The 17103-nt window shown below is 69.6% G+C and carries 21 protein-coding genes; 20 read left to right on the top strand and 1 reads right to left on the bottom strand.

Annotated elements, in window-relative coordinates; translation table 11 throughout:
* Positions 1 to 60: 60 nt before the first annotated feature.
* The 17 genes from OG303_RS16225 to OG303_RS16145 all read left to right on the top strand — a co-directional run bounded on the left by OG303_RS16225 (position 61) and on the right by OG303_RS16145 (position 13139).
* Positions 61 to 663, top strand: coding sequence for a hypothetical protein (locus tag OG303_RS16225; RefSeq protein WP_405869099.1), 603 nt, complete (start codon positions 61 to 63; stop codon positions 661 to 663).
* A 275-nt stretch (positions 664 to 938) separates the two neighbouring features.
* Positions 939 to 1367: a 30S ribosomal protein S16 gene (gene rpsP, locus OG303_RS16220; RefSeq protein ID WP_405869098.1), complete on the top strand. Its 429-nt coding sequence runs from the start codon at positions 939 to 941 to the stop codon at positions 1365 to 1367.
* A 2-nt stretch (positions 1368 to 1369) separates the two neighbouring features.
* On the top strand, positions 1370 to 1609 hold the full coding sequence (locus OG303_RS16215) for an RNA-binding protein (protein ID WP_003973401.1): 240 nt from the start codon (positions 1370 to 1372) through the stop codon (positions 1607 to 1609).
* A 93-nt stretch (positions 1610 to 1702) separates the two neighbouring features.
* Positions 1703 to 2257: a ribosome maturation factor RimM gene (rimM, locus tag OG303_RS16210; protein WP_405869097.1), complete on the top strand. Its 555-nt coding sequence runs from the start codon at positions 1703 to 1705 to the stop codon at positions 2255 to 2257.
* A complete protein-coding gene (gene trmD, locus OG303_RS16205; RefSeq protein ID WP_405869096.1) occupies positions 2257 to 3090 on the top strand; it encodes a tRNA (guanosine(37)-N1)-methyltransferase TrmD in 834 nt (277 codons plus the stop codon). The genes rimM and trmD overlap by 1 nt, the downstream gene beginning before the upstream one ends.
* A 134-nt stretch (positions 3091 to 3224) precedes the next feature.
* Positions 3225 to 3575 carry a 50S ribosomal protein L19 gene (rplS, locus tag OG303_RS16200; RefSeq protein WP_010353847.1) on the top strand — a complete coding sequence of 117 codons (351 nt, stop codon included), beginning with the start codon at positions 3225 to 3227 and terminating at the stop codon, positions 3573 to 3575.
* Positions 3576 to 3620: 45 nt separating this feature from the next.
* Entirely contained in the window at positions 3621 to 4337 is a 717-nt protein-coding gene (gene lepB / locus OG303_RS16195) for a signal peptidase I (RefSeq protein ID WP_405869095.1), read from the top strand.
* A complete protein-coding gene (gene lepB, locus OG303_RS16190; protein WP_405869094.1) occupies positions 4330 to 5433 on the top strand; it encodes a signal peptidase I in 1104 nt (367 codons plus the stop codon). The genes lepB (OG303_RS16195) and lepB (OG303_RS16190) overlap by 8 nt, the downstream gene beginning before the upstream one ends.
* Positions 5318 to 6304 carry a signal peptidase I gene (gene lepB / locus OG303_RS16185; RefSeq protein WP_405869093.1) on the top strand — a complete coding sequence of 329 codons (987 nt, stop codon included), beginning with the start codon at positions 5318 to 5320 and terminating at the stop codon, positions 6302 to 6304. Before lepB (OG303_RS16190) ends, lepB (OG303_RS16185) begins: the two co-directional genes overlap by 116 nt.
* A 125-nt stretch (positions 6305 to 6429) precedes the next feature.
* Positions 6430 to 7206 (top strand): signal peptidase I, encoded by a 777-nt coding sequence (lepB, locus tag OG303_RS16180; RefSeq protein ID WP_405869092.1) that lies wholly within the window; start codon positions 6430 to 6432, stop codon positions 7204 to 7206.
* Positions 7196 to 7720, top strand: coding sequence for an NUDIX hydrolase (locus OG303_RS16175; protein WP_405869091.1), 525 nt, complete (start codon positions 7196 to 7198; stop codon positions 7718 to 7720). The genes lepB (OG303_RS16180) and OG303_RS16175 overlap by 11 nt, the downstream gene beginning before the upstream one ends.
* 56 nt (positions 7721 to 7776) lie before the next feature.
* Positions 7777 to 8085 carry a DUF2469 domain-containing protein gene (locus tag OG303_RS16170; RefSeq protein WP_003965949.1) on the top strand — a complete coding sequence of 103 codons (309 nt, stop codon included), beginning with the start codon at positions 7777 to 7779 and terminating at the stop codon, positions 8083 to 8085.
* 107 nt (positions 8086 to 8192) lie between these two features.
* Positions 8193 to 8567: a YraN family protein gene (locus OG303_RS16165; RefSeq protein WP_405869090.1), complete on the top strand. Its 375-nt coding sequence runs from the start codon at positions 8193 to 8195 to the stop codon at positions 8565 to 8567.
* Entirely contained in the window at positions 8567 to 10192 is a 1626-nt protein-coding gene (locus OG303_RS16160; protein WP_405869089.1) for a YifB family Mg chelatase-like AAA ATPase, read from the top strand. Before OG303_RS16165 ends, OG303_RS16160 begins: the two co-directional genes overlap by 1 nt.
* Entirely contained in the window at positions 10189 to 11349 is a 1161-nt protein-coding gene (gene dprA, locus OG303_RS16155) for a DNA-processing protein DprA (protein ID WP_405869088.1), read from the top strand. The genes OG303_RS16160 and dprA overlap by 4 nt, the downstream gene beginning before the upstream one ends.
* Positions 11350 to 11620: 271 nt before the next feature.
* The gene (whiG, locus tag OG303_RS16150) at positions 11621 to 12463 is read left to right on the top strand and encodes an RNA polymerase sigma factor WhiG (RefSeq protein ID WP_405869087.1); all 843 of its coding nucleotides are present in this window, start codon (positions 11621 to 11623) and stop codon (positions 12461 to 12463) included.
* 118 nt (positions 12464 to 12581) lie between these two features.
* Positions 12582 to 13139, top strand: coding sequence for a helix-turn-helix domain-containing protein (locus OG303_RS16145; RefSeq protein WP_405877299.1), 558 nt, complete (start codon positions 12582 to 12584; stop codon positions 13137 to 13139).
* A gap of 139 nt (positions 13140 to 13278) precedes the next feature.
* Here OG303_RS16145 and OG303_RS16140 read toward each other — a convergent pair whose 3' ends face one another.
* The gene (locus tag OG303_RS16140) at positions 13279 to 13854 is read right to left on the bottom strand and encodes a murein hydrolase activator EnvC family protein (protein WP_405869086.1); all 576 of its coding nucleotides are present in this window, start codon (positions 13852 to 13854) and stop codon (positions 13279 to 13281) included.
* Positions 13855 to 14126: 272 nt separating this feature from the next.
* Here OG303_RS16140 and rpsB point away from each other — a divergent pair, with 272 nt between their 5' ends.
* The 3 genes from rpsB (at position 14127) to pyrH (ending at position 17055) form a co-directional block, all read left to right on the top strand.
* Complete coding sequence (gene rpsB, locus OG303_RS16135) at positions 14127 to 15086, top strand: 30S ribosomal protein S2 (RefSeq protein WP_405869085.1); 960 nt, start codon at positions 14127 to 14129, stop codon at positions 15084 to 15086.
* A 184-nt stretch (positions 15087 to 15270) separates the two neighbouring features.
* Entirely contained in the window at positions 15271 to 16107 is an 837-nt protein-coding gene (gene tsf, locus OG303_RS16130; protein WP_405869084.1) for a translation elongation factor Ts, read from the top strand.
* Between the two features lie 189 nt (positions 16108 to 16296).
* Complete coding sequence (pyrH, locus tag OG303_RS16125) at positions 16297 to 17055, top strand: UMP kinase (protein WP_405869083.1); 759 nt, start codon at positions 16297 to 16299, stop codon at positions 17053 to 17055.
* Positions 17056 to 17103: the final 48 nt, after the last annotated feature.

The raw sequence follows: 17103 nt of genomic DNA, 5'->3' as shown, positions 1-17103 counted from the left end.
CAAATTATTTGGGATGGCCCGGAATAGGAACACAGCGGCACCCCCGCTCGTTGTCATTACGTGAGCACGACACAGACACCACCTGTTCTCGCCGCAGAGCTGGCACAGGCGTGGGCCGACATTCAGCGGTACCACCCCGAGCTGCCCGATCTGGCCGCGCCCGAGTCCCTGATCGGAGAGTCCTCGTCCGCGTGCGGTCACGAGCTCTCCTTCGAGCGACTGCTCCATGAGGCAGTCCATGGCATCGCCGCTTCGCGCGGCGTGCGCGACACGTCCCGTGCCGGCCGCTACCACAACCGCAGATTCCTTGCGATCGCCGAGGAGTTGGGCCTGGACCACCCCGAGGAGCCGCACCCCAGCAGCGGTTTCTCGCTGGTCACGCTCAACCCCGAGGCCAAGCGGCGTTACCGCCCGACCATCGAGCGGCTCCAGCGCGCCCTGAAGGCCCACACGGCAGCCACCTCCGCCGACACCCCGAAGAGCTTCCGGGGCCCGGCCGCCCGCCACGGCTCGTCCGGGGGAGGGGTGCGAGTGAAGGCGGTGTGCGACTGCGGCCGCAACGTGCGCGTCGTCCCGTCGGTCCTGGCCCAGGCGCCGATCGTGTGCGGTGGCTGCGGGAAGCCGTTCCGGATTCCGGAGGTCGCCGTGGCGGCGGCAGGCTGAGGATGCGGCTGCTCGTGGCAGCCGCATCCCGGATGTCGTAGCCGACATGTCTGGCCTGCGGGGCACCCGGAACGCCGGGTGCCCCGCAGGCATGCCTTCCAGCACCCGCGGCGGACGCGACCCACGGGGTGTGGCACAATGGCTAGCTGTACTCGACAGCCGCACAGGAACCCTCTCGCCTCCGGCTGACGCGTCCATCGGGCACTCGGGTACCGCAACCCCACGCGGCAGTCTCGCCGTGCCCAACCACGTCAAAACCAGGAGAACCCACTCCCGTGGCAGTCAAGATCAAGCTGAAGCGTCTGGGCAAGATCCGTTCGCCTCACTACCGCATCGTCGTCGCCGACTCCCGCACCCGTCGTGACGGTCGTGCGATCGAGGAGATCGGTCTGTACCACCCGGTGCAGAACCCCTCGCGCATCGAGGTCGACTCGGAGCGCGCGCAGTACTGGCTGGGTGTCGGCGCGCAGCCGACCGAGCCCGTCCTCGCCATCCTGAAGCTGACCGGCGACTGGCAGAAGTACAAGGGCGAGCCCGCCCCGGCTCCTCTGCTGCAGCCGGCCCCGAAGGCCGCGCGTCCGTCGTTCGAGGCCCTTGGTGGCGACGACGAGGGCAAGGGTGAGGCCATCACCCAGAAGAAGAAGGCTGAGAAGAAGGACGAGGCTCCGGCCGAGTCTTCTGCGGCTGCGCCGACCGAGGCCTGAGCATGCTCGAGGAGGCTCTCGAGCACCTCGTGAAGGGCATCGTCGACAACCCTGACGATGTGCAGGTCGCCTCGCGCAACCTGCGTCGCGGGCGCGTTCTCGAGGTCCGGGTCCACCCCGACGACCTCGGCAAGGTGATCGGTCGCAACGGCCGCACCGCACGCGCTCTGCGCACCGTCGTGGGCGCCATCGGCGGCCGCGGTGTCCGCGTCGACCTCGTCGACGTGGACCACGTCCGCTGACGCCAAACGCAGCACCGGCTCGGGCCGGGGAGGGCCACTGGGCCGTCCCCGGCCCGTAGTCGTGGATGCACTCAGATCAGGAGAAGCAAGCAAGTGCAGCTGGTAGTCGCTCGCATCGGCCGTGCCCACGGCATCAAGGGCGAGGTCACCGTCGAGGTCCGCACCGACGAGCCGGAGCTGAGGCTCGCGCCCGGCGCCGTACTGCAGACGGACCCCACTTCGACGGGCCCGCTCACCATCGAGACCGGCCGCGTCCACAGCGGCCGTCTCCTCCTGCGCTTCGAGGGCGTGAAGGACCGCAACGGCGCCGAGGCGCTGCGCAACACACTCCTGATTGCCGAGGTGGACCCGGAGGTGCTCCCCGAGGAGGAGGACGAGTACTACGACCACCAGCTGATGGACCTCGACGTGGTCACCAAGGACGGTGCGGAGATCGGGCGGATCACCGAGATCTCGCACCTGCCCTCGCAGGACCTGTTCATCGTGGAGCGTCCGGACGGCACCGAGGTGCTCATCCCGTTCGTCGAGGAGATCGTCACGGAGATCGACCTCGAGGAGCAGAAGGCCGTCATCGACCCGCCGCCCGGCCTCATCGACGACCAGGCCGAGATCGCCTCCTCGCGGGACTCGTCGGAGGAGGAGTCGTGATGCGCCTCGACGTCGTCACGATCTTCCCCGAGTACCTGGAGCCCCTGAACGTCTCCCTCGTCGGCAAGGCACGCGCGCGTGGACAGCTGAACGTCCATGTGCACGACCTGCGCGCGTGGACGTACGACCGCCACAACACCGTCGACGACACCCCGTACGGCGGCGGCCCGGGCATGGTCATGAAGACCGATCCCTGGGGCGACGCCCTGGACTCCGCCCTCGCCGACGGCTACGAGACGGGCTGCCACGCACCCGCGCTGATCGTCCCCACCCCAAGCGGCCGCCCCTTCACCCAGGAACTCGCCGTCGAACTCTCCGAGCGCCCCTGGCTGATCTTCACGCCCGCGCGCTACGAGGGCATCGACCGCCGCGTGATCGACGAGTACGCGACCCGCATGCCGGTCTACGAAGTCTCCATCGGCGACTACGTCCTGGCCGGCGGCGAGGCTGCCGTCCTGGTCGTCACGGAGGCCGTGGCGCGCCTGCTGCCCGGCGTCCTCGGCAACGCCGAGTCCCACCGCGACGACTCCTTCGCGCCCGGTGCCATGGCCAACCTCCTGGAAGGCCCCGTCTACACCAAGCCGCCCGAGTGGCGCGGCCGCGGGATCCCGGACGTGCTGCTCAGCGGCCACCACGGCAAGATCGCCCGCTGGCGCCGCGACGAGGCCCTGAAGCGTACGTCGGCCAACCGGCCCGACCTCATCGCGCACTGCGACCCCAAGGCCTTCGACAAGAAGGACCGCGAGATGCTCTCCATCCTGGGCTGGGCCCCGGACCCGGAGGGGGAGCCGTACGGCCGATTTTGGCGCAGGCCAGACGGCGTGGAAGAATAGGCCGCTGTTGTGCGTCGTCCGGCGCGCGCCCCTGCCACGGGGGGACACGACGCCCGCCCCGACACGGACAGCATCCTTCAGGAACACCTATCGCCCGTTGATGACCTGTGGCATCAGCGAAGAAAGCAGACGAAATGTCTCACCTGCTCGACACCGTCGACTCCGCGTCGCTGCGCAGCGACGTCCCGGCCTTCCGCCCGGGTGACACCGTCAACGTCCACGTCCGCGTCATCGAGGGCAACCGCTCCCGTGTGCAGCAGTTCAAGGGCGTTGTGATCCGTCGCCAGGGCGCCGGTGTCCGCGAGACCTTCACGGTCCGCAAGGTCTCCTTCTCCGTCGGCGTCGAGCGCACCTTCCCGGTGCACACCCCGATCGTCGAGAAGATCGAGCTCGTCACCCGCGGTGACGTGCGTCGCGCCAAGCTGTACTACCTGCGCGAGCTGCGCGGCAAGGCCGCGAAGATCAAGGAGAAGCGCGACAACTGAGCGCCTCTCGGACGTCACAGCGGGGCCGGATAGCATCTGGCCTCGATGGACACCGAAGCTCAGCCGACGGAGCGCGACCGCTCCTCCAGCCCTTCCGTTTCCGAGGAGTTCTCGGGCGCACAGGGACCGGAGGACCGGTCGCGTTTCGCGTTGGTGTCGCGGATCACCGACTGGCTGCCGGGCGGGCTGATCTCTCTGACCGTGCTGGTCTGCCTGGTGTTTTTGCTGCTCCTCAACGCTTTCGTGGTGCAACCCTTCCAGATTCCCAGCGGATCCATGGAAAACGGATTGAGGATCGGGGACCGCGTTCTCGTAAATAAGTTGGCGTACCGTTTCGGTGCCGAGCCGCGGCGCGGCGATGTCGTCGTGTTCGACGGCACCGGGTACTTCGGGAACGCCGACTACATCAAGCGCGTGGTGGGTGTGGGGGGAGACCACGTGGTCTGCTGCGACAAGGAGGGGAGGATCGAGGTGAACGGCCGGTCGGTCGACGAGTCGACGTTCCTGTACCCCGGTGACAGTCCGTCCTCGGTGTCCTTCAAGGTCGTCGTACCCGACGGCACCCTCTTCGTCCTCGGCGACCACCGCAGCGACTCCAGCGACTCCCGCGACCACCTGGGCTCGCCGGGCGGCGGCATGATCCCCCTGGCCGAGGTCATCGGACGGGCCGACTGGATCGTCTGGCCCAGCGCCCACTGGACCCGCCTGCAGCGCCCCGGCGCCTACGCGCGCGTGCCTGCCGCGGACGGTGCGCATGGGTAACCGTGGCAAACCCCGCGGTGCCGCCGACAGCGCGGCCGAGGACCTGTTGCCCACCGGCTCCCGCCGCACCTCCGCCCCGGCCGGAGGCGGCGGTCGCACCCGCGCCGAGCGGCGCCAGCTGCAGCGCAAGGTCAAACGGCGCCGACGGCGCAGCGCCGTCAAGGAGATACCCCTCCTCGTCGGCGTCGCCGTCCTCATAGCCCTGGTCCTGAAGACGTTCCTCGTCCAGGCGTTCGTGATCCCGTCCGGCTCCATGGAGCAGACGATCCGGATCGGCGACCGCGTCCTGGTCGACAAGTTCACCCCCTGGTTCGGCTCCGAGCCCAAGCGCGGTGACGTCGTCGTCTTCAAGGACCCCGGGGGCTGGCTCGCCGACGAGCAGACCACGACGAAGAAGAACGACCCCGTCGTCGTCAAGCAGGTCAAGGAGGGACTCACCTTTATCGGCCTGCTGCCTTCCGCCAACGAGAAGGACCTCATCAAACGGGTGGTCGGTGTCGGCGGCGACCACGTCAAGTGCTGTGACGCGCAAGGGCGGGTCACCGTCAACGGCGTTCCCCTGAACGAGACGGACTACCTCTATCCCGGAAACGCCCCGTCAACCCAGGAGTTCGACATCACCGTCCCCAAGGGGCGGTTGTGGGTGATGGGCGACCACCGGGCCAATTCCGCGGACTCCCGCGCCCACCAGAACACCGACTACGGCGGCACGGTGTCCCTGAACTCCGTGGTGGGACGGGCGAAGGTCATCGCCTGGCCCTTCGGCCACTGGACTTCCTTGAAGGAACCTAAAACTTTCGCCTCCGTTTCCAACTCCGTGTCGGGGACGACCGCGTCCCCCCAGCTGTCGCATAGGGTTGCCTCCGACGATCTGAACGGATCGATCCAACTCCCGACCCCTGCGGAACTCCCGCTCGTTATGGGAGTGGTGGGCCTGCGTCGCATCTGGGGCAGGCAGCGGCACAGAGTAAGGAGTTGGCGTGGGGGATGTGGCGGTTGGCGCACGGTCCGGACACGACGGCGAGGAGCACCGCGGACAGCCCGGGATGTCCGCAGCCGTCCCGGCCGCGGACAGCGCCGTGACCTCCGGGAGTGACTCCGGGGCGACCGAGGACGGCAGGGTGCCAGGAAAGCAGGACCGCACCGAGGAGAAGGACGCGGGCGGGACACCCCCCAAGTCCAAGAAGCAGCGCTCCTTCTGGAAGGAGCTGCCCATCCTGATCGGCATCGCGCTCGTGCTGGCGCTGCTGATCAAGACGTTCCTGGTGCAGGCGTTCTCGATTCCGTCGGACTCGATGCAGAACACCCTCCAGCAGGGCGACCGTGTCCTGGTCGACAAGCTCACCCCCTGGTTCGGCTCGAAGCCGGAGCGCGGCGAGGTCGTCGTCTTCCACGACCCGGACAACTGGCTGGCGGGCGAGCCCGCGGCCACTCCGAACGCGCTGCAGAAGGTCCTCAGCTGGATCGGCCTGATGCCGTCCGCCGAGGAGAAGGACCTCATCAAGCGCGTCATCGGCGTCGGCGGCGACACCGTCTCCTGCAAGGGCTCCGGCCCGCTGACGGTCAACGGCAAGGCGCTCAACGACACGTCGTTCGTCTACGCCGGCAACACGCCCTGCAGCGTCGACGACCAGGGCGGCCAGTTCTCGGTGAAGGTCCCCAAGGGCTACATCTGGGTCATGGGCGACCACCGCCAGAACTCGCGCGACTCGCGCTACAACCAGAGCGACAAGCACAACGGCATGGTCCCGGTGAACAAGGTCGTCGGGCGCGCCGTCGTCATCGCCTGGCCGATCACCCGCTGGGACACCCTCCCGATCCCGGACACCTTCGACCAGCCCGGTCTGAGCAAGCAGTCCTCGGCGGCGGGCGCCCTGACGGCCGCTCCGAACGCGCTCGCCCTGACCGGTGTGGTGCCGGTGGCCCTGTGGCGTCGTAGGCGGATCTCGGTCGCGCAGACCCGCTGAGCCCGCCCCTCGGACCGTGGCTCACCCGGCTTACCGGTCTCTCGTGAAACCCTTGTGGAGCTTGTGACCTTGGTCGCGGTGCAAGGGCTGACCGGGTCAGGTACCGCCGGGTAAGGTGCGGACCCATGGGTGGCGAGAGCACTACGCGTACGGCCCCGCGCAGCGGCGGCACAAGCACGGGCCCGGTGGGCACCAAGACCGGACAGCGACTGTCCGGACTGGCGGTCGCACTGGGCTGTGTGCTGTTCCTCGGAGGATTCGCCTGGGGAGCGGTGATCTACCGGCCGTACACCGTGCCGACGACTTCGATGACGCCGACGATCGACGCCGGTGACCGGGTCCTGGCCCAGCGCATCGACGGCAGCGAGATACGCCGGGGCGACGTGGTCGTCTTCAACGACAAGACCTGGGTGACCAACGCGCCTGTGGTCAAGCGCGTGGTGGCGGTCGGCGGCGACACGGTCTCCTGCTGCACGAACGGCAAGCTGACCGTCAACGGCAAGCAGATCGACGAGTCCTATCTCAAGGGCAGCGTCGTCGAGGACAAGAAGATCCCGACGGTGAAGGTCCCCAAGGGGCGCCTGTTCCTGCTCGGTGACGAGCGCGAAGGCTCCCTGGACTCCTCCGCCCACCTCAGCGACGCGGCCCAGGGCACCGTCGCGAGCTCCGCCGTGACGGCTCGGGTGGACGCCGTCGTCTGGCCCATGAACGGCATGCTGGAGCGCCCCACCGGCTTCGAGACCCTCGGCGCGATCTCCCAGCCGGGCCCGCTGCGCATCATCGTCACCCTGATCGTGGCCGGGGCCGTCCTCGTCCTCGGCGGCGGCGCGTACGGCCCGATCGCCAAGCGGACGGGCGGGCGGCGCTCCCGGGCGCGGACGGAGCCCGTGGGTGCCCGCTGAGGCGTCCGGCGCATACGAGGAGTCGTACCAGGGCGGGCTGCGCAAGGTGGCCCGGGTTGTCCTGCTCGACCCCGACGACCGCATCCTTCTCCTGCACGGCCACGAGCCGGACGATCCGGCCGACGACTGGTGGTTCACGCCGGGCGGCGGGCTGGAGGGCGAGGAGACCCGAGAAGAGGCCGCCCGCAGGGAACTCGCCGAGGAGACCGGCATCACCGACGTCGAACTCGGCCCCGTGCTGTGGCGGCGCAGGTGCTCCTTTCCTTTCGCGGGCCGCCGCTGGGACCAGGACGAGTGGTACTACCTGGCCCGTACGAAGCAGACGGCGACCGAGGCCACGGGCCTCACGGAGCTGGAGCGGCGCAGCGTCGCCGGAGCACGCTGGTGGACCTGTCGGGAACTGACCCGGGCACATGAGACGGTGTATCCGACCAGACTCGCCGAGCTGCTGACCAGGCTGCTCGACGAAGGTCCCCCGGCCAGGCCCGTAACCCTTGACACGGAAATCGTCTAGAGGCTCGCGGGACTGGCGCACAATGGTGGGATCGCACGGCTGAAGGGGAAGCTGCCATGAGCGCCGAGGACCTCGAGAAGTACGAGACCGAGATGGAGCTGAAGCTCTACCGGGAGTACCGCGATGTCGTCGGTCTGTTCAAATACGTGATCGAGACCGAGCGGCGTTTCTACCTGACCAACGACTACGAGATGCAGGTGCACTCGGTCCAGGGTGAGGTGTTCTTCGAGGTGTCGATGGCGGACGCCTGGGTCTGGGACATGTACCGGCCGGCTCGTTTCGTGAAGCAGGTGCGGGTGCTCACGTTCAAGGATGTGAACATCGAGGAGCTGAACAAGAGCGATCTGGAGCTGCCGGGCGGCTGATGTTCGCTCGCGTGGGTGACGAGGTTGTCCACAACTCTCGCGCTGTCCACCAAGATCCAATAGCTCGCTGAGCTGCCCTCATCGTTGGCGCCGGAGGTGGTGCCGACATGAACACACGCAGCGCACAACGCAGTGCGATGGGCAAGTACGGCGAGGACCTGGCCGCGCGGCGGCTGGCGGACGCCGGTATGACGGTCCTGGAGCGCAACTGGCGCGCCGGCAGGACGGGCGAGATCGACATCGTGGCCCGGGACGGGGACGTCCTGGTGGTCTGCGAGGTGAAGACCCGCAGGGCGGGCGTCTTCCAGCACCCCATGGCCGCGGTCACGCCGACGAAGGCGGAACGCCTGCGCGGGCTGGCGCAGCGGTGGGCGCAGGAACACGGAGGAGCCCCGCCGGGCGGCGTCCGCATCGACCTGGTCGGCGTGGTGCTCCCCGACCGCGGCGCACCCGTGGTCGAGCACGCGCGGGGGGTGGCCTGATGGGGTTCGCGCGTACGTGCTCGGTGGCGCTGGTAGGCGTCGAGGGTGTGGTGGTCGAGGTCCAGGCCGATCTGGAACCAGGAGTGGCGGCGTTCACCTTGGTGGGACTGCCGGACAAGAGCCTGACCGAGAGCCGGGACCGGGTACGGGCGGCGGTCGTCAACTCCGGTGGTGAGTGGCCGCAGAAGAAACTCACGGTCGGGCTCAGCCCGGCGTCGGTACCCAAGGCCGGCAGTGGTTTCGATCTCGCCGTCGCGTGCGCCGTGCTCGGCGCCGCCGAGCGGATCGACCCGCGGGTGCTCGCCGACATCGTGATGATCGGGGAGCTGGGTCTGGACGGCCGGGTCCGGCCCGTCCGGGGCATCCTGCCGGCGGTGCTCGCCGCGGCGGACGCCGGCTACGAGCAGGTGGTCGTGCCGGAGTGCGCTGCCGCCGAGGCCTCGCTGGTGCCCGGCGTGTCCGTACTGGGCGTACGCAGCCTGCGGCAGCTGATCGCCGTCCTGGCGGACGAGCCCGTACCGGACGAGGAACCGGAGGAGCACGGCCGTCCGGATCCGCTCCTGGCCGGTCTGCGGGTGCCCGGCACCGGCGCGGCCACGGGGATGCACAGCCTGGGCGAGGCACAGCACAACCAGGACCATGACCTCGCCGATGTGGTGGGTCAGATCTCGGCGAGGACCGCGGTGGAGGTCGCCGCGGCGGGTGGGCATCACCTGTTCCTGGAGGGCCCGCCCGGCGCCGGGAAGACGATGCTCGCGGAGCGACTGCCCGCCATCCTGCCCCCGCTCACCCGATCCGACTCGCTCGAGGTCACCGCGGTCCACTCGGTGGCAGGACTGCTGCCGCCGGGCAAACCCCTGATCGACGTCGCTCCGTACTGCGCCCCGCACCATTCGGCCACGATGCAGGCGCTCGTCGGCGGCGGCCCCGCCATCGCGCGGCCGGGCGCCGTGTCGCTCTCGCATCGAGGTGTTCTCTTTCTCGACGAGACGCCCGAGTTCAGCAGCCACGCCCTGGATGCCCTGCGGCAGCCGCTGGAAGCGGGGCACGTCGTGATCGCCCGGAGCGCGGGGGTCGTGCGCTTCCCGGCGCGGTTCCTCATGGTGCTCGCGGCGAATCCCTGTCCCTGCGGTCGTTTCTCGCAGGTGGACGACTTCTGCGAGTGCCCGCCCTCGGCGATCCGCCGCTATCAGGCGCGACTGTCCGGGCCACTGCTCGACCGGGTCGACCTGCGCGTCGAGGTGGACCGCGTCACCCGCGCCCAGCTGACGCAGCGCGGCGCACGGGGCGAGTCCACCGCGACGGTCGCCGACCGGGTGCGGGCGGCCAGAGAGCGGGCGGCGGCCCGGCTCGCCGGCACACCGTGGCGGACCAACAGCGAAGTCCCCGGCCGCGAACTGCGCAGCCGCTGGCACGCCTTGACCGGGGCGATGGACGAGGCCGAACGCAGTCTGGAGCGCGGCGTGCTGACCGCCCGCGGACTCGACCGCGTCCTGCGGGTCGCCTGGACCGTCGCGGACCTCGTCGGCCACGACCGGCCCGACGCGACGGACGTCGCCCTGGCGCTGCAACTGCGTACCGGTGTGCCGCGGGGCGTGCCCATGGCCATCGGGGCGCTGACGTGAGCGTCGACGGCGATCCGGCAGGCGAGAGGCTCGCCCGTGTCCTTCTGAGTCGCGTTCTCGAACCGGGTGACGAGGTCGGCGGGCGGTGGTTGCGGGAGCTCGGCGCGGTGGAAGTGGCGCGGCGGCTGCGCGAGGGCGGGCCGCAGCTCGTCGGGGTGACCGACAAGCGGTGGGCCGGGCTGCTGGCCCGGGCACGGCAGGTCGAGCCCGAGCGGGATCTCGCTGTCGCACAGGACTCCGGGGTGCGGTTCGTGGCGCCCGGGGACGGCGAGTGGCCCGGGCAGCTCGATGATCTGGGGGACGCGCGGCCACTGGGCCTGTGGGTGCGGGGGCGGCCCAGTCTGCGGATGTGGGCGCTCAGATCCGTCGCCCTCGTGGGGGCACGGGCGTGCACCGAGTACGGGGCGCACATGGCGGCCACGCTCGGCGCCGGGCTCGCCGAGCACGGGTGGGTGGTCGTGTCCGGCGGCGCCTACGGGGTCGACGGCGCCGCGCACAGGGGCGCGCTCGGCGCCGGCGGTGCCACCGTCGCGGTCCTGGCCTGCGGCGTGGACCGGCCCTACCCACGCGGACACACCGAGTTGATCTCCAGGATCGCCGAACAGGGACTGGTGATCGGGGAGTTGCCGCCCGGTGATCATCCGACGCCGAGCAGATTCATCGTCCGCAACCGGGTGATCGCCGCCCTGACCAGGGGTACCGTCGTCGTCGAAGCCGCCTACCGCAGCGGCTCGCTGGTCACGGCACGGGCGGCTCAGCGGCTCGGGCGTCACACGATGGGGGTGCCCGGGCCGGCCACCAGTGGTCTGTCCGCGGGAGTGCACGAACTCCTGCGGGGCGACGCCGTGCTGGTCACCGACGTCGCGGAAGTCGTCGAACTGGTCGGCGACATGGGGGAGCTGGCCCCGGACCGGCGTGGACCCGTGCTGCCCCGCGATCTGCTGGAGCCGGGGGCCCGGCGCGTGCTGGCCGCGCTGCCCGGCCGGGGCGCGGCGTCGCCCCGCGAGATCGCGCGGGGTGCACAGACCACGCAGGACGACGCGATCGCGAGACTGTACGAACTCCGATCACTCGGTTACGTCGAACGACACGGCGACGGCTGGAAGTTGACACGCCAGGCGATGATCTCCGTCCGCGGGGGTCGGAGTCGATGCTGACCGAGCGTGTTCGGCCGTCCGGGGGAAGCCTGACACCTGTGCAAATACTCGCAGTTGGCGTCTCACGGTAGTCACGCACAGCGACCGCCGTGACTCGGTGGGGCGCACTGCGGAACGTATCTGCGCACGGGTTCCGCGCCGTCCTTCGCGCACCGCGACACTCCAGTCACGCTACGCTCACGTGGATTCCGACGCAGACAGGCATCTCGACATCAGACCGACAGCTCACCCAGGCACCCCCACTTCACGGCAGAACGGCACAAGGCGACGAATGCCCCAGCACACCTCCGGGTCCGACCGGGCGGCGATCCCCCCAGCCGCCCGTGACGGTGGCAGCGTGCGGCCGCCCGCTCCCTCGACGCTCGACGAGCTGTGGCGGTCGTACAAGGACACGGGGGACGAGCGGCTGCGGGAGCAGCTGATCCTGCACTACTCGCCGCTGGTGAAGTACGTGGCGGGACGGGTGAGCGTCGGTCTGCCGCCGAACGTGGAGCAGGCCGACTTCGTCTCCTCCGGGGTCTTCGGGCTCATCGACGCGATCGAGAAGTTCGACATCGACCGGGAGATCAAGTTCGAGACGTACGCGATCACCCGGATCCGGGGCGCGATGATCGACGAGCTCAGGGCCCTGGACTGGATTCCGCGGTCGGTGCGGCAGAAGGCACGGAACGTGGAGCGGGCGTACGCGACGCTGGAGGCGCGGCTCAGACGGACGCCGTCGGAGGGGGAAGTGGCCTCCGAGATGGGCATTCCGGTGGACGAACTCCACGCGGTGTTCAGCCAGTTGTCGCTGGCCAACGTGGTGGCCCTGGAAGAGCTGCTGCACGTGGGGGGCGAGGGCGGCGACCGGCTCAGTCTGATGGACACGCTGGAGGACACCGCTGCCGACAACCCCGTGGAAGTCGCCGAGGACCGGGAGCTGCGGCGGTTTCTGGCGCGGGCGATCAACACCTTGCCCGACCGGGAGAAGACCGTCGTCACGCTGTACTACTACGAGGGACTCACGCTCGCCGAGATCGGGAACGTGCTCGGCGTGACCGAGAGCCGGGTGAGTCAGATCCACACCAAGTCGGTGCTGCAGCTGCGGGCCAAGCTGGCGAGTTTCGGGCGCTGACCCCAGGCAGAAGCAGGGATCGGCGAGGCTGCGTTGCGGCGATGTCGAGGCGACTCACTCCCGTCGGGGGTGGCGTGTCCGTAAAGTGGTTGACGTGCCAAGGATTCGAGCGGCCTCCGTGGCCGAGCACCGGTCGATGCAGCGAGCCGCCCTTCTGGACGCGGCTCGGTCATTGCTGTCCGAGGGTGGGACGGAGGCGTTGACCTTCCCGGCCCTCGCCGAGCGGACGGGGCTCGCGCGGTCGTCCGTGTACGAGTACTTCCGGTCCCGGGCGGCAGTCGTCGAGGAACTGTGCGAGGTCGATTTCCCGGTGTGGGCGGCCGAGGTTTCCGCGGCGATGGCCGCGGCGGAAGGCGCCGAGGCCAAGGTCGAGGCGTATGTGCGGCAGCAGTTGGCGCTGGTGGGGGACCGGCGGCACCGGGCGGTCGTGGCGATCTCGGCGAGCGAGTTGGACGCCGGGGCCAGGGAGAAGATCCGGGCCGCGCACGGCGGGCTCGTCGCGATGATCGGCGAGGCCCTGGGGGAGCTGGGGCACGCGGAGCCTCGGCTGGCGGCGATGTTGTTGCAGGGCGTTGTGGACGCGGCGGTGCGGCGGATCGAGCTGGGGGCTGCGGAGGATCCGGCGGCGATCACTGATGCCGCGGTGGCCATGGCACTGCGGGGGGTTCGCGGCTGAGGCCGGCAGGGGTTGCGGTCGGCGCGTTTCGCTTGCCTCGCGCCGGCGGGGTGCCGCCTCTCTTCGGGTCGGGAGCCGCCCCGAGCGGCACGACTGCCCGCAGGCCACGGCTGGGCTTAGTGGCAGACGGTGGCGTCGCTCAAGTCGGCAGCGGCACTCCCAGCACAGGCAACAGCCTCGACGGCCCCCTGTGCAGCAGCCACGGGGGGAGCAGTGACAGTGGGTCCAGGTAGGTGTCTCCCCGTAGCAAACCCCAGTGCACGCACGTGACCGCGCAGTGCGAGCCCGTCGGTTCCGCCGTGCCGACCGCCTCGCCCGCCTTCACCTCGTCACCCTTGTGCACCGACGCCCGCACCGGTTCGTACGTCGTTCGCAGATCCGTGCCTGTCAGTTCCACCGACACCACACCCCGTCCGGCCACCCTGCCGGCGAAGGACACCCGGCCCGCCGCCACCGCCCGTACCGGTGTACCGGCCGGTGCTGCCAGGTCCACGCCCCGGTGACCCCGGCCGTACGCCGTCGCCGGAGGTTCCCAGCCCCGTAGGACCGCGGGGTGCGTCCCGACCGGCCAGGCGCGGCCGACGGCCGGGACGGACGGGGACGGGGCCGGCGGTGGTGGCGCGGCGTCCGCCCACGCCCAAGACGTCAGGGCGGCCAACGCCGGCCCGAGCAGTGCCGCCGCCCAGGTCATCGGTACACGTCGCATCACTCGCATGCCGGAACCGTCCCGCACCCCCGTCGATCATGGCCGGGATCTGTGGACTACTCCCTGGTTGTGGACAGCGGCGTCACCCGGTGCCTCGTGGGTCCCGTACACTTCCTTTGGCGATCCGGGTCACCGGGTCGACTTCGCACGCCCCGACATCAGGCCTCGCACGAGGTCTGTGTCAGCGCCCCTCGGTCCTTCGTGGCACGGCGCATGTGGGCGTCAGGCGCGAGCGCCCTCCGGCGCCCGCGGTACAACCGAGAACACCAAGGAGAACGGCCATGGCCGTCGTCACGATGCGGGAGCTGCTGGAGAGCGGCGTCCACTTCGGTCACCAGACCCGTCGTTGGAACCCGAAGATGAAGCGCTTCATCTTCACGGAGCGCAACGGCATCTACATCATCGACCTGCTCCAGTCGCTGTCGTACATCGACCGCGCCTACGAGTTCGTCAAGGAGACCGTCGCCCACGGCGGCACGGTCATGTTCGTCGGCACGAAGAAGCAGGCGCAGGAGGCCATCGCCGAGCAGGCCACCCGCGTCGGCATGCCCTACGTCAACCAGCGCTGGCTGGGCGGCATGCTCACCAACTTCTCCACCGTCTACAAGCGTCTGCAGCGCCTCAAGGAGCTCGAGCAGATCGACTTCGAGGACGTCGCCGCGTCCGGTCTGACCAAGAAGGAGCTTCTCGTGCTCTCGCGCGAGAAGGCCAAGCTGGAGAAGACCCTCGGTGGTATCCGCGAGATGCAGAAGGTGCCCAGTGCCGTCTGGATCGTGGACACCAAGAAGGAGCACATCGCTGTCGGCGAGGCCCGGAAGCTCAACATCCCGGTCGTCGCGATCCTCGACACGAACTGTGACCCCGACGAGGTCGACTACAAGATCCCGGGCAACGACGACGCGATCCGCTCCGTCACCCTGCTCACCCGTGTGATCGCCGACGCGGTCGCCGAGGGCCTCATCTCCCGTTCCCGTGTCGCCACCGAGGGCAAGGGCGACAAGGCCGCGGGCGAGCCGCTGGCCGCGTGGGAGCGCGACCTGCTCGAGGGTGAGAAGAAGGCCGACGAGGCCGAGAAGCCGGCCGAGGCCGCTGCCGAGGCGCCCGCTGCCGAGGCTGCTCCGGCCGCCGAGGCCGAGGCCCCCGCTGCTGAGGCCCCCGCCGCCGAGGCTCCGGCCGCCGAGGAAGCTGCTGCCGAGGAAGCTGCTGCCGAGGCTCCGGCCGCGGACGCCGAGCAGGCCTGATCCATCAGCGTCTTCAGTTGACGGCGGGAGCGGTGCTCCATCCACCGGCGCCTCCGGCGCGGGTGAAGTCCGCTCCCGCCGTTCACCCGTAGGTCGGCGGAGAGTCAGCGGCCCCCGACTAGACAGGGGCCGTAGACCCCGTAGATCTTCGATCTTCCAGACTTCCAGAAAGATTCACAGACTCATGGCGAACTACACCGCCGCCGACGTCAAGAAGCTTCGTGAGCTCACCGGCGCCGGCATGATGGACTGCAAGAAGGCGCTGGACGAGGCCGAGGGCAACGTCGAGAAGGCTGTCGAGGCGCTCCGTATCAAGGGCCAGAAGGGCGTCGCCAAGCGCGAGGGCCGCTCCGCCGAGAACGGCGCCGTGGTCTCGATCATCGCCGACGACAACTCCTCCGGCGTCCTGGTCGAGCTGAAGTGCGAGACGGACTTCGTCGCCAAGGGCGACAAGTTCCAGGCCGCCGCCGCCGCGATCGCCGAGCACGTCGCCAAGACGTCCCCGGCCGACCTCGAAGCCCTGCTCGCCTCCGAGATCGAGGCCGGCAAGACCGTCCAGGCGTTCGTGGACGAGGCCAACGCCAACCTCGGCGAGAAGATCGTCCTGGACCGCTTCGCGCAGTTCTCCGACGGCTTCGTCAGCGCGTACATGCACCGCACGATGCCCGACCTGCCCCCGCAGATCGGTGTCCTCGTCGAGCTGGACAAGCCCAACGCCGAGATCGCCAAGGGTGTCGCCCAGCACATCGCCGCCTTCGCGCCGAAGTACCTCTCCAAGGAGGACGTGCCGGCCGAGGTCGTCGAGTCCGAGCGCCGCGTCGCCGAGGAGACCACCCGCGCCGAGGGCAAGCCCGAGGCCGCCCTGCCGAAGATCGTCGAGGGTCGCCTCAACGGCTTCTTCAAGGACGCCACGCTGCTCGGTCAGCCCTACGCGCTCGACAACAAGAAGTCGGTCCAGAAGGTTCTGGACGAGGCCGGTGTCACCCTGAAGCGCTTCACGCGCATCAAGGTCGGCATCTGAGTCCGTGCCGCGATCGGCGCACCGGCCCGATAGGGTCGAGTGCAGTCGTCCGGTACGCCGTCACGCGGGCGCGTGACGGACGACAGCAGATCTGACGAGGAGGCCATTGCCGAGCATGGGATGCGAACAACACCCCACCGGCAATGGCCTTCTTCGTATGTGCACCACGTGAAAGAGGCGGGATCTCCGATGACCACCAAGCCCCAGAAGAGTGACGACGGCAAAGTACGCGGCCGGTTCATGCTGAAGCTGTCCGGTGAGGCCTTCTCCGGTGGCGGGGGCCTGGGTGTGGACCCCGACGTGGTGCACAAGATCGCACGCGAGATCGCCGCCGTCGTGCGGGACGGGGCGCAGGTCGCGGTCGTCCTCGGCGGCGGCAACTTCTTCCGTGGCGCCGAGCTCCAGCAGCGCGGCATGGACCGGGCCCGCTCGGACTACATGGGCATGCTGGGCACGGTCATGAACTGCCTCGCCCTCCAGGACTTCCTGGAGAAGGAGGGCATCGACAGCCGGGTCCAGACCGCCATCACCATGGGCCAGGTCGCCGAGCCGTACATCCCGCTGCGGGCCGTGCGGCACCTGGAGAAGGGTCGCGTGGTGATCTTCGGTGCCGGTATGGGCATGCCGTACTTCTCCACCGACACCACCGCGGCCCAGCGCGCCCTGGAGATCGACGCCGAGGCGCTGCTGATGGGCAAGAACGGCGTGGACGGGGTCTACGACTCCGACCCGAAGAGCAACCCCGAGGCCGTCAAGTTCGACTCGCTCAGCTACGGCGAGGTCATCACCCGCGACCTGAAGGTCGCCGACATGACCGCCATCACGCTGTGCCGCGACAACAAGCTCCCGATCCTCGTCTTCGAGCTCCTGGCGGAGGGCAATATCGCGCGCGCGGTCAAGGGTGAGAAGATCGGCACGCTTGTGGGTGAGCAGGGCAGCCGGGACTGACGGGCAACACCGACGGACCCTGACCGGGGGATGGACAATGTCCTGCGG

The organism is Streptomyces sp. NBC_00005 (assembly GCF_045160215.1).
Lineage (GTDB): Bacteria > Actinomycetota > Actinomycetes > Streptomycetales > Streptomycetaceae > Streptomyces.
Note: the sequence above shows the minus strand (reverse complement) of the source record. Positions and strands in the feature narration are given on the sequence as shown.

Excerpts from the sequence above, each read along its gene's own strand:
- OG303_RS16215 (WP_003973401.1), top strand. The coding sequence starts at position 1,370 with ATGCTCGAGGAGGCTCTCGAGCACCTCGTGAAGGGCATCGTCGACAAC.
- trmD (WP_405869096.1), top strand. The coding sequence starts at position 2,257 with ATGCGCCTCGACGTCGTCACGATCTTCCCCGAGTACCTGGAGCCCCTG.
- rplS (WP_010353847.1), top strand. The coding sequence starts at position 3,225 with ATGTCTCACCTGCTCGACACCGTCGACTCCGCGTCGCTGCGCAGCGAC.
- lepB (WP_405869095.1), top strand. The coding sequence starts at position 3,621 with ATGGACACCGAAGCTCAGCCGACGGAGCGCGACCGCTCCTCCAGCCCT.
- lepB (WP_405869094.1), top strand. The coding sequence starts at position 4,330 with ATGGGTAACCGTGGCAAACCCCGCGGTGCCGCCGACAGCGCGGCCGAG.
- lepB (WP_405869092.1), top strand. The coding sequence starts at position 6,430 with ATGGGTGGCGAGAGCACTACGCGTACGGCCCCGCGCAGCGGCGGCACA.
- OG303_RS16170 (WP_003965949.1), top strand. The coding sequence starts at position 7,777 with ATGAGCGCCGAGGACCTCGAGAAGTACGAGACCGAGATGGAGCTGAAG.
- OG303_RS16165 (WP_405869090.1), top strand. The coding sequence starts at position 8,193 with ATGAACACACGCAGCGCACAACGCAGTGCGATGGGCAAGTACGGCGAG.
- OG303_RS16160 (WP_405869089.1), top strand. The coding sequence starts at position 8,567 with ATGGGGTTCGCGCGTACGTGCTCGGTGGCGCTGGTAGGCGTCGAGGGT.
- whiG (WP_405869087.1), top strand. The coding sequence starts at position 11,621 with ATGCCCCAGCACACCTCCGGGTCCGACCGGGCGGCGATCCCCCCAGCC.
- OG303_RS16140 (WP_405869086.1), bottom strand. The coding sequence starts at position 13,854 with ATGCGAGTGATGCGACGTGTACCGATGACCTGGGCGGCGGCACTGCTC.
- rpsB (WP_405869085.1), top strand. The coding sequence starts at position 14,127 with ATGGCCGTCGTCACGATGCGGGAGCTGCTGGAGAGCGGCGTCCACTTC.
- tsf (WP_405869084.1), top strand. The coding sequence starts at position 15,271 with ATGGCGAACTACACCGCCGCCGACGTCAAGAAGCTTCGTGAGCTCACC.
- pyrH (WP_405869083.1), top strand. The coding sequence starts at position 16,297 with ATGACCACCAAGCCCCAGAAGAGTGACGACGGCAAAGTACGCGGCCGG.